This window comes from Enterovibrio gelatinilyticus (assembly GCF_028683095.1).
In the GTDB taxonomy this organism is placed as follows: Bacteria; Pseudomonadota; Gammaproteobacteria; order Enterobacterales; family Vibrionaceae; genus Enterovibrio; species Enterovibrio gelatinilyticus.
The window spans coordinates 158835-171086 of the sequence record NZ_JAJUBC010000001.1; the positions used below are offsets into that span (position 1 = coordinate 158835).

At 45.2% G+C, this 12252-nt stretch carries 7 protein-coding genes; all 7 read right to left on the reverse strand.

Annotation, left to right across the window (positions count from 1 at the left end; translation table 11 throughout):
- The 7 genes from uup to LRP50_RS00765 all read right to left on the reverse strand — a co-directional run bounded on the left by uup (nt 1) and on the right by LRP50_RS00765 (nt 12228).
- Entirely contained in the window at nt 1-1920 is a 1920-nt protein-coding gene (gene uup, locus LRP50_RS00735; protein ID WP_274162605.1) for an ATP-binding cassette ATPase Uup, read from the reverse strand.
- Entirely contained in the window at nt 1907-2161 is a 255-nt protein-coding gene (locus LRP50_RS00740) for a glutaredoxin family protein (RefSeq protein ID WP_274162606.1), read from the reverse strand. Before LRP50_RS00740 ends, uup begins: the two co-directional genes overlap by 14 nt.
- Nucleotides 2161-4293, reverse strand: coding sequence for a bifunctional 23S rRNA (guanine(2069)-N(7))-methyltransferase RlmK/23S rRNA (guanine(2445)-N(2))-methyltransferase RlmL (gene rlmKL / locus LRP50_RS00745; RefSeq protein ID WP_274162607.1), 2133 nt, complete (start codon nt 4291-4293; stop codon nt 2161-2163). Before rlmKL ends, LRP50_RS00740 begins: the two co-directional genes overlap by 1 nt.
- Before the next feature lie 978 nt (nt 4294-5271).
- Nucleotides 5272-5820 carry a cell division protein ZapC gene (locus tag LRP50_RS00750; protein ID WP_274162608.1) on the reverse strand — a complete coding sequence of 183 codons (549 nt, stop codon included), beginning with the start codon at nt 5818-5820 and terminating at the stop codon, nt 5272-5274.
- 138 nt (nt 5821-5958) lie between these two features.
- Nucleotides 5959-6969 carry a quinone-dependent dihydroorotate dehydrogenase gene (pyrD, locus tag LRP50_RS00755; protein WP_274162609.1) on the reverse strand — a complete coding sequence of 337 codons (1011 nt, stop codon included), beginning with the start codon at nt 6967-6969 and terminating at the stop codon, nt 5959-5961.
- Between the two features lie 58 nt (nt 6970-7027).
- Nucleotides 7028-11845 carry an NAD-glutamate dehydrogenase gene (locus LRP50_RS00760; protein ID WP_274162610.1) on the reverse strand — a complete coding sequence of 1606 codons (4818 nt, stop codon included), beginning with the start codon at nt 11843-11845 and terminating at the stop codon, nt 7028-7030.
- 155 nt (nt 11846-12000) lie between these two features.
- Nucleotides 12001-12228, reverse strand: a complete 228-nt coding sequence (locus LRP50_RS00765; RefSeq protein WP_274162611.1) for a DUF2835 domain-containing protein — start codon at nt 12226-12228, stop codon at nt 12001-12003.
- Nucleotides 12229-12252: the final 24 nt, after the last annotated feature.

The following is a 12252-nucleotide window of genomic DNA, read 5'->3' on the forward strand; positions in this document are numbered from 1 at the left end:
CTATTCCTTCTGCATCTCTTCGAGTTCTTCCCATCGTTCAAACGCTGCATCTAATTCAGCTTCAACCTCACTCAAACGCTGTAAGATTGGCTGAGTCTCCTCAGTGCTTTTCTGGAAGAACGCAGGATCGTTCACCGATTCCTGTAACTGCGATATTTCATTTTCCAAGTTTTCAAGAAGTTGTGGAAGTGCTTCTAACTCTCTTTGCAACTTGTAAGACAGTTTTTTGCCAACTTTCACACTTTCAGTTTGTTTTTTAGGCGCATCCTCTTTTGGTGCGTCTTTCTTTGCTTTAGGTTTATCGGCTCCAATTGTCTGACGATAGTTTTCACGTTGCTGCATTGCGTCATGATAACCACCCACAAACTTATGAATAACACCGTCCCCTTCGAACACCCAACTATGTGTCACGGTGTTATCAACAAACTGACGATCGTGACTCACCAACAACAATGTACCCTGATAGTTGGCAAGTAATTCTTCCAAAAGTTCCAACGTTTCGATATCCAAATCGTTGGTTGGTTCATCAAGAACCAATAAGTTACATGGTTTAAGGAAAATTCGCGCAAGCAATAGACGGTTTTTCTCGCCTCCAGAAAGAGCTTTCACAGGCGTTCGCGCGCGGCGTGGATGGAACAGGAAGTCTTGTAGATAACCAAGTACGTGGCGTTTACGTCCACCCACCTCAACTTCCATCTTGCCTTCTGCTAAGTTATCGACCACGGTTTTCTCAGGGTCGAGCTTTTCACGATATTGGTCAAAGTAAGCCACTTCGAGCTTTGTACCGACATGAAATTTACCTGTTTCTGACGTCAGATTACCCAGCATCAGCTTCAGTAAGGTACTTTTACCACAACCATTAGGCCCAATCAGCGCAATACGGTCACCACGCATCACATTAAAGCTAAAGTCTTCAATTAAGTTCTTACCATCAAACTTAAAGCTGATGTCTTTCGCTTCAAATACAATTTTGCCCGACTTAACCGCTTCATCAACCATGATGTTAGCATTACCTAACACTTCAACACGCTCTGAACGTTCACGGCGAAGCTGTTTAAGAGCACGCACACGGCCTTCGTTACGGGTACGACGGGCTTTGATACCTTGGCGAATCCAGGTCTCTTCTTGAGCTAGTTTCTTATCAAACTCGGCGTTCTGATCAGCTTCAACGCGAAGCGCCTCTTCTTTACCTTCGAGATACTTCTCGTAGTCGCCCGGCCATGAAGACAACTGACCACGGTCCAAATCAACGATACGCGTTGCCATAGAACGGATAAATGCACGGTCATGCGAGATAAAGATAATCGCGCCTTTGAAGTCTTTGAGGAAGTTCTCTAGCCACAAGATCGTCGCAACGTCTAGGTGGTTAGTCGGCTCATCCAGCAGAAGGACATCAGGTTCACACACAAGAGCGCGTGCGAGTGCAGCTTTACGTTGCCAACCACCTGATAATTCGGACAGCCTCTTCGAACCATCCAGCTTTAGCGCATCAAGCACCATGGTTAGTTGGTTTTCGAAATGCCAAGCGCCGCTATGATCGAGTTGATCCTGCACTCTAGCAAGTCGATTAATGTTCTTCTCACTAGGGTCCGTTTCCATCAGCCCGAGCAATTCGTGGTACTGCTTAAGTAGCGCACCAGCTTCTGCCAAACCTTCAGACACGTAGTCGACTACCGTCCCTTCCGCATCACGCGGTGGATCTTGCTCTAAACGAGAGACTTTCAAATCTTGTTGACGATTAATACTGCCGTCATCCAGTTGCACCGTTCCGTGAATGACTTTCATTAAAGTCGATTTACCGGCGCCATTTCGACCGACGAGACACACACGCTCATTAGGCTGCAATACAAATTCTGCGTGATCGAGTAAAGGGTTGTCGCCATAAGCGAGTTGAGCGTTGGTGATGTTAATCAATGCCATGTTTAACTAACCATGTTGTTAAAGCGAAAGAATCAAAAGGCCAGTTCAGTTCTTCAATCACTGAGCCGTCTTGGGTTTGAAATGAGATAACAGGAATAGTGACGCCGTAACGAGAAAACAGCGTGTCATCAAACGCAATGTCTATAACGTTCAAAGCAGCGGTTTTACCCGCTGCTTGATACAAAGCCATTGCCTCTTCACAAAGGTGACACCCTTCCGTGCTGTAGAGGACTAAGGCCATTAACCTTCCTTGTGGGTAATAATCCAGCAGTTATGGATCTGCTTGTTACGTTCAAAATCCAATGGAATTGAACGATGTGTAATATTCTGAGCAGATAGACCGAGCTCGCTGAGTGCTTCAAGGTCCATCTTAAAGTTACGTTTATTGTTCGAGAACACGATCTCGCCGCCTTGACGCAAAAGACGCTTAAGGTCTGACATCAGTTTGATGTGGTCGCGCTGTACATCGAAGTTATCTTCCATTCGCTTAGAGTTCGAGAACGTCGGCGGGTCGATGAAGATAAGATCATACTGGTTTTGCTCGCTCTCGAGCCATTTCAGGCAATCAGCATGAATGTATTGATGTTGACGGCCAACTTTGCCATTCAACTTCATGTTACGTTCAGCCCAAGCAAGGTAAGTCTTAGACATATCAACCGTCGTGGTTGATTTAGCCCCGCCTACTGCTGCGTGAACAGTCGCGGTACCGGTGTAAGCGAACAAGTTAAGGAAATCCTTACCTTGTGCTTTCTCACCAAGCATCTTGCGCGTATAGCGGTGATCAAGGAACAAACCAGTGTCAAGGTAGTCTTGAAGGTTTACTTCCAACGTGACGTTGTATTCAGTCACCTCGATGAAGCGCTTAGCTTCACCCAGTTTCTGATACTGATTCGTGCCTTTTTGCTTTTCACGTGTTTTCAAAATCACGTTATTCGCATTCACACCAGTAATAGCGATCGTAGCGCGAACTGTGTCCATCAATCGGCGGCGAGCTGTTTCTTCTGGAATGGTTTTAGGTGGCGCATATTCCTGAATCACGATGCTGTCGTTGTAGCGATCAATTGCAACGTTATAGTCAGGCAAATCGGAATCATATAAGCGGTAGCATTGAACACCCTGCTGTTTCGCCCATTTTTCCAATTTTTTAAGGTTCTTGCGAAGACGGTTTGAAAACTCAGGTGCAACGTCTGGTTGACTAACCACACCTTCTGGTGACACTGTCACCTCGCCACGTGCAGTGATCTGATAAGTTTTCATCTCACAATCAAGTGCGCCGTTACGCAACTTGTAGGTGCTTTCAGCGCGCATACGAATACAACTCAGTAATTCGTTAGAACCTGAATAGATGGATGCCACAGAACCTTTAAATTGCGTTTTAAGCTGAACACCTAATTGTGTATACAGTGCAATCAGCCCTGGGGTTGTACCCAGACGCTCACCATAAGGCGGATTACAGATGATATGCCCTTCACCAAACCCTTCAGGGTTTTGCAAAGTACTTGCATCTGCTTCTTCAAATTGGATAAGACTACCAACACCCGCGCGGTTTGCATTCGCTTTTGCGGTTTCAAGTACGCGACGATCGTTATCAAAGCCAAAGAAACGCGTTTCGCATTTCGCTGGGCCTTTCTTCGATAGGAAGGTCACTTCTGCGTGGACTTCCATCCACTCTTCACGATTGAATGATTTCAGTGACTCAAAGCCCCAACGCTTGCGCTTTAGACCTGGAGCAACTTGAGCAGCAATCATAGCGGCTTCAATAAGCAGAGTCCCTGAACCACACATTGGGTCTAGAAGAGGTTTCTCTGGCGTCCAGCCACTTTTCATCACCAGCGCTGCTGCATTGGTTTCACGCAGTGGTGCTGCACCGGCTTCAGTGCGGTAACCGCGCTGATGCAAGCCGCTACCAACCATGTCGATGCCAAGAAGGCCGTCTTCACGAGACAAGCGCATGTGAATGCGCAGATCGGGTTGCTCACGGTCGATACTTGGGCGCTCGCGGTCAGCTTTGATGAAGCGATCGACAATCGCGTCTTTCACTTTCAACGCGCCGTATTGACTGTTACGGATTTCACGGTTTGTACCGTTGAAGTCGACAGCAATGCGCTTCTTCTCGCTAAAATATTCTGGCCAGTTAATGGCAGTAGCACCCAGATACAGGTCCATGTCATCACGCACGGTGAACTCGCTTAGTACGAGAATGAAGCGTGATGCAGTGCGGCTCCATAGACAGCACTTGTAGAGGGTTTTCTCATCTGCTTTAAAGCGTACGCCCGCATTAACCGCTTTAACGCTGCTTGCGCCAAATTGTTCGAGTTCTTCTGCAAGCAGGTTTTCGAGTCCGCGAGAGGTGATAGCTAAATATTGATTCATGGAAATGTATTCTGAGGGATTTTGCGCGGGATTATACCTGATTTCGTGACGTAGCGCTCTATCCCGCAGGCATTTCTTTTTTCGGTGATTTGCCACCGTAACAAGCATAAAAGCCTTCGTTCGGTTTTACTCCCATTTAACCAACTCCCATGCCATACATCCTGTTATCCACAGTGATGTAAAAACCAAAACACTGTTTCCATAAGGAAACTATCCTCTTCCTTCACTAACCTTCCTAGTCCCAATCACAAACATAAGTAAATCGTGAATGCTGACATCTTCAATCTGTATATGAAGTGAGCACACACTTATTCACAGAAGCGTTGTTTATAAGATTATAGATGTAAGAGTAAAGTGGCCATCTTTCCTAAATGGAAATCAATTTACACCCGAAAATCTGGTATATACCAGAGACACGGCAACCTCAGTTTAAACGTGATAAATAGGGAAATTTCACTAGAAATGTTTCTATGGATTATCAATAAATGGCGATTTCATATGCAATCAAACTAGAAACGAGGCCGATTCTGATAGCAATTACGTGATAAAGATCACGTAATTATTTGCATGCAAAGCGACCATCTGCGGTGGGAATTCTCATATTTGCATATAAGTGAGACAACGAAATCGCATGGGCACAGGTGATGAGATTGAGATTATGCGGATAGATTAAGGGAAATAATGATACAAGCACTCGCCTCTGTTTCAATGCAAGGCGTATCTGCTCGCTTATTTTAGCAACAATATTGCTCGGTACTCATCCCCCATATGCGCACCATAACCACATCTAAATAACTTATAACAGCGCCATCGTTTCGCGTATACGACACAAGATAGCGCAACTTGCATTAACTAATGGATGGTCCAGGTATGTATGTAGGGAGTGTCTGTTACAACCGTATGTCGGTACAAGAAATCGGTAACGAGGAGCAGATTGGATTGGGAAGGAAAGAAAAGAGGCTGATAGAGAAATCTCTATCAGCCTACCAACGCATAATGACCACTGCCGCTATCGTATTGCTGTTGGTATATTGATAGCCGATCATTCATTACTTTAATAGCTTCACAGAACCGCATTTGTTTTGTGTCAGTCAGTGCCAATGGTGACTCGCCTGCATGTATACACAATGAAGCGATACCTGCATTTTCAATCACCAAAAAGGATTCACTGCCGTGCTCAGTTTTCAATGTCACAAGCGAGCCAGCTTCTGCGGCTGAGTACCCTTCTTGTTCCTTAAAAAACCAGCTTTTTGGTAGGAGCGGTTTATGGAAGCGATTTGCTGCCACTGCGTTCAAAACGAGTTCGGCCTTGCGAGGGCCTGATAGAGAAAGCGCATCTACTGCATCAAAATACGCTTGAAAAAGTGATGCGTCATCAACTGAAAATGGGGTTTCAGCAAACGCATCGGGGATGAGCTGTTTGCATTCAATGGCGACTTGGAAAACCATGTCTTCGCCCAAATCTAGCATCAATGCTTGTGCTTCATTATCGAAGTACCACTTCCATGCGTTATTTGGTTTCAACATCGTGTTCGCTCCTGCGTTTGCAGAGAATCGGTCCGTGACCACTGAATAAAAGGTGCTTTGGAAGAAGTGTAATCGGGTTGAGATAAAAAAAAAGGGGAAGTAAACTCCCCCTTTTTGTTGGATTCTTATTTATTTTGATTAAATATTTCTAACGATATCTTTAACCAAACGTGGACCGTGGTAGATAAATCCAGAATAAACTTGAACAAGCTCCGCGCCTGCCATCATTTTTTCTTTTGCAGCCATCACTGAGTCAACACCACCTACACCAATGATTGGCAACTTGCCATTCAATTCTTGATGTAGACGACGGATCACTTCCGTACTCTTATTTTGAACAGGACGACCACTCAACCCACCCGCTTCATGAGCGTGAGGCATCCCCTCAACCATGGTGCGATCTAACGTAGTGTTGGTAGCGATTACACCATCAATATTGTGACGTACTAACGCATCAGCAACTTGTACCAATTCGTCTTCGCTCATATCTGGTGCGATCTTCAATGCAACGGGGACATACTTGCCACGACTATTCGCTAACTCCCCTTGGCGCACTTTCAATGCAGCAAGAAGATCATCAAGCGCATCTCCATATTGCAGAGAACGAAGCCCAGGTGTATTTGGTGAAGAAATGTTTACTGCGATATAACCTGCATGGTCATAGACCTTATCCATACAGATCAGATAATCGTCCTTGCCGTTTTCTAATGGCGTGTCTTTATTCTTGCCAATGTTAATACCAATGATACCGTCGTATTTGGCTTTTTTAACATTTTCAACCAGCGCATCGACACCGTGATTATTGAAACCCATACGGTTGATAATGCCTTCGGCAGGAATGACGCGGAAAAGACGTGGTTTATCATTACCATCTTGTGCTTTAGGCGTTACCGTCCCTACTTCAATAGAGCCGAATCCCATTGCACCAAATGCATCAATACATTCGCCGTTCTTATCTAAACCTGCTGCGAGCCCAACTGGGTTTTTGAAATGCAATCCCATGACCTGAACGGGACGAGGAGGTAAGTTTTGACGATAAAAAATATCGAGAGGAGTACCAGTGAAGCGAGATAAATTCTTGATTGCCAGCTCATGAGCATGCTCTGGGTCTAACTGAAAAATTGCCGATCTGGCGAGGCGGTACATCATGTAACCTCCAAAAAAAAGCCCCGTATAAACGGGGCTGTATTATCAACACTTTGTCGATCTAATTCAAATTTAAAAGTGTAAGTTCCCGCAATGCAACGGAGAATTTAGCAAATTCGTGGGCTGTGCCTACTTTAAACTCAGCAACAATGCTTTCCCAACGCCCCAAATTCACCGCATGCTCAACCATCCAAGACTCGAGACCCAACTCTGCACTCTCACCTTTATTCATATCTTCGAGGATATGCGCGGTCAAAACACGTTGTTGCCAATCAAGATCTTCTCGGAATGAAGCGCGAGCCAATGCTTGCCAATGGTTTTCCACTGGTTGATTGGTGATTTGTTTGAGGAACCAATGCAATGACAAGGTATCGCCCAATACAAAGTACAAACGCGCAACCACATCGAATGGTTTGTTCATCTGCTCAGAAACTTGCGCCAAATCAAGACCAGCAAACAAGCTGCTCAAACGGGCAACCTTATCGGCAATTGCCTTTGGCACACCAAGAACAATGTACTCTTCCGCTTGCTCTTCGTGTTCTTTGATTTCAGCCGGAACCAAATAAGTTTCTAGGTTATCCGTTAAGTTCTTAACCGCAGGTTTATAGAACGCAACTTGATCCTCTATGCCCTTGCCTTTCATTGGATTACGCAAGATCCAACGCGATGCTCGACGAAGCATGCGACGACAGCGGTACATTACGGCGTATTGCACCTGTGCAGGCAATTGATTGTCGAGCGCACGAATGTCTTCAAAGGTCTTGTCGAACTCAAAGACTTCATTGGCAATCGCATAAGCAGAAGCAATGTCACCGACGCTCGCGCCTGTTTCATCTTGCATACGAGTGACAAAATTAAAGCCCATCACGTTCGACATTTGGTTCGCCAACGTTGTAGCAATGATTTCACCACGTAGCGGGTGCGTTTCCATCGCTTCTCGATAGTTACACTGTAACTCTTTCGGGAAGTAAGCCGGTAACATTTTGCCAAAGTGCGGGTCTTGAGTGATTTGCTCAACCACTAGTTGCTCTTTTAGCACCATTTTACCGTAAGCCACCAGCACCGCCACTTCTGGGCGAGTCAAACCTGTACCGTGTAGTTGGCGTTCAGCCAACGTTTCATCATCAGGTAAGTACTCCAATTGTCGATCAAGCTTGCCGTCTTTTTCCAAATAATGAATAAAGCGGATTTGTTCTTTCAACAGTGCAGCTTTTTGATTACTGGTCACAGAAATGGATTCGCTCTGGCAATACGCATCATCCAATACGATATCGCCAACTTCATCTTCCATTCGTTCTAGCAATTCATTGCGTTGCTTATAGGTAAGATCCCCTGCTGCAACCAAACCATTGAGCAAGATCTTGATGTTAACTTCATTATCCGAGCAATCAACACCACCCACGTTGTCAATGAAGTCAGTATTCACCAGACCGCCATTCATCGCGAATTCGATACGGCCTAACTGAGTCATACCCAAGTTGCCGCCTTCACCGATGATTTTAGCTCCGAGCTCATTGCCGTTCAAACGCAGACCGTCGTTGGCGCGGTCACCCACCTCGGTATGCGTTTCAGACTCGGATTTCACATAGGTACCAATACCACCATTCCAAAGCAGATCCGTTTTTGATTTCAGGATCTGTTTGATCAACTCGTTTGGCGCCATTGATTGCTTACGCACGCCCAACATCTTCTGAATTTCTGGAGATAAATCGATAGATTTCGCTTTGCGCGAGAAAATACCACCACCCTTAGAAATCAGTTTCGTGTTGTAGTCTTCCCAACTTGAACGAGGAAGCTTGAACAAACGATCGCGCTCTACCCACGATTTTGCTGAATCCGGTGTTGGATCAATAAATATATGGAGGTGGTTAAACGCGGCTTGTAAGCGGATATGCTTAGACAGCAACATGCCATTACCAAACACGTCACCCGCCATATCACCAATGGCTACACAGGTGAAATCTGTTTCTTGGCAGTCAATACCAATTTCACGGAAGTGACGTTTTACCGATTCCCAACCACCTTTAGCGGTGATACCCATCGCTTTGTGATCGTAACCATTCGAACCACCTGAAGCGAACGCATCACCCAACCAGAAGTTGTATTCTTCAGATACCGAGTTAGCAAGATCCGAGAACGTCGCCGTCCCTTTATCTGCTGCAACAACCAAGTATGGGTCATCTTCATCATGGCGTACTACATTGACTGGCGGCGTTAACTCGCCTTCAATGATGTTGTCCGTAATGTCGAGCAAGCCACGAATAAATATACGGTAGCAACGCTGACCTTCTGCGAAAATTTCATCTCGACCACTCAGAGAGTGCTGCTTTTTACAAACAAAGCCACCTTTTGCTCCAACAGGAACGATAACTGTGTTCTTAACCTGCTGAGCTTTCACCAACCCCAGCACTTCTGTTCGGAAATCTTCTTGACGGTCTGACCAACGAAGACCACCACGTGCAACCTTGCCACCACGTAAGTGAACACCTTCAATGTCTGGTGAATAGACGAAGATCTCAAAGAATGGAACAGGTTTTGGAATTTCAGGGATGTTTGAAGGCTGCAGTTTCAAAGACAGATAGTCTTTAAACTCCCCCGTCACCTCGTCTTTTTGGAAGTAGTTCGTACGTAAAGTCGCAAGGATCATTTCCATGTAACGACGGATAATACGATCATCATCCAAGCTCTCAACGTTCTCGAGCTCTTCTTCTATCTGAGCGATGATTCGAGCCTGTTCTTTATCACTAGTCTTTGACGGCTTGAAGCGAGTATTAAACAGGTTAACCAGATATTGAGCCAAATCAGCATGAGACGCTAACGTGTCTTCGATGTATGTTTGGCTAAATGGGAATGCCACTTGACGCATATAACGAGCATAAGAACGAAGGATCGTGACTTCTCGCCCTGTTAAACCAGCATTTAGCACCAAACGGTTGAAACCATCGCTTTCTAATCGACCATGCCAAATAGCCGCGAATGCTTCTTGGAAACGATCACGCGCTTCTGAAAGATCGAAGCTGTTACTCGCACTATGTAACATCGAGAAGTCGAGGATCCAGAACACATCACCTGTCGTTGTTGTTACCTTGTATGGCGATTCACCAATAACACGTAAACCAAGGTTTTCGAGCATTGGCATCACATCAGACAAGTGAATTGCTTCATCTTTTTGGAACAGTTTTAGACGAACAGCGCGAGACGTTGAAGGTTCTTCCTGTGGTCGGTAGAACAGCATATCTAGCTTATTGTCTTCGCCCAAGTTTTCCAGTCGCTCGATATCAGCCACCGCCGAACCTGGCAACATGGCTTCTTTGTATGAGCGAGGGAAAGCACCAAGATAGCGTTTCGCAATTGGCGTACCGCTATTCTCACCAAAGTTTGCAATGACAGATTCTTGTAGACGATCATCCCAAGAAGACGCGGCTTCAGTCAGGTTCTGCTCCAATTTCTTCACATCAATATCAAAGTTGTTGTTATCAACACGCACAATGTAATGCGTTCTCGCGAGCGGGCTTTCAGAGAAGAACGTATTGAATTCCACTTCCTGTTCAGAGCCAAAGTAGTTCTTCAAAATACGTTGAGCTGCGATACGGAATTCAGTGTTATAGCGTTCACGCGCCACATACACCATGCACGAAAAGAAACGTCCAAATGGGTCACGTCGTACGAATACACGCAACATATCGCGATCTTGTACCTGTACAATGCCCATACCAATATCGAGCATTTCAGCTTCAGATGCTTGGAACAGCTCATCACGAGGGAAGTTTTCAATAATGTTGGCGAGCGCTTTCCACGAATGAGATCCTTGGTAGTAACCACTGATCTCTAGGATCCGCTGCACTTTATTACGCAATACAGGGATCGCATTGGTTGCCTGGTTGTATGCAGCTGAAGCATAAAGGCCATGGAAACGGTGTTCACCTATCACATTGCCCTTTTTATCAAAACTCTTGAGGCCAATGTAGTCCATGTATGCGGGACGGTGAACTCGAGATTTACTGCTACCTTTGTTGATAATCAGCAATTCTTTACGAAGAGCAGTCGCACGAGCTGACTCTGGCATTGCAGATAATTTAACGCCCGGTCGTTTAAGATCTAGCTTCTTAGCCAGACCCAAACCTTGTTCACTAGACGGTTTGAGTTCATGGTCACCCTCTATGGCATTCAGCTCATAATACTTGTAACCCATAAACGTGAAATTGTGGGAACCAATCCACTGAAGAAACTCAACCGCTTCATCTTTACGTTCTTTATCGACAGGCGGCTTATCTTTCTTAAGTGCTGCAATCAATTCCTGCATTTTGGCTTGCATTGGTTGCCAATCATTAACGATTAGCGCAACATCAGTAAGCGTTTCTGTTACCTCTGCTTCCAAAGCTGCCATTTCTTTTTTGCTGGTCATGCGGTCGATTTCTAGATGGAAGACGGTTTGACGAACCCCCTTCTCTCCGCCAATCTCGACAACATGCCCACCACTGTCTTTTAATACATGCAACGGCCCATTGAGCATGAGGTGCGAAGCTATATCAAGACGATTCAAAGCCATGCGAACAGAATCAACCAAGAAAGGTGCATCCGGCGTGACTATCTCAACGATTGTATGTGTTGACTGCCACCCATTGCCACTCAATGTAGGGTTGAATACCTTTACAAAGATCTTATCTTGTTCGAACGTATTTAGATGATGCCACAGGCTGATAACAGCGCCGTAGAGGTCGGATTCATTCCTTTCCTGTAAATCATCATCTGAGATGGGACCCAAAATCCTTTTTGCCAAAGTTTCTACGAGTGGTTGTTGTTTCTTGTCCAGTTTTTCAGCAATGAGGTGATAAACTTTCTCAAGCAACACCGGCACAATAGGGTCACGCGCGGTCATGGTTTACTCCATATATTTTTTATGTAATCGCTATGAGTATAGAAGTTAATTAGTCTTTGCGACGTATGGAGTAGTTTACGACTTTGTTAATAATTTCGTTACATCAAATAACGTTAATTACGTTCGAGTTTTTGGATATGTGATTGCCGTACGGTTTACGCTATTTGCTCGAGAGATTTAAAACGATTGGCACCATCAACAATGAGACGAAAGTTCCCTTTTAAGCCTCTTTGAGTAAGGTATGGACGTAGGCGCGATGCAGGCAGTTGCAGTGTTAACCCTTTGTCTGTTCTAACGACAACGGTTGAGGCAGCACCCGCATAATGTTGCAGAAAGACATGGTATGAGATATCCAAAGTAAATAAATAGACATTCGCGTTCATAAAAAAAGCCGTCTCCTGTGTGAC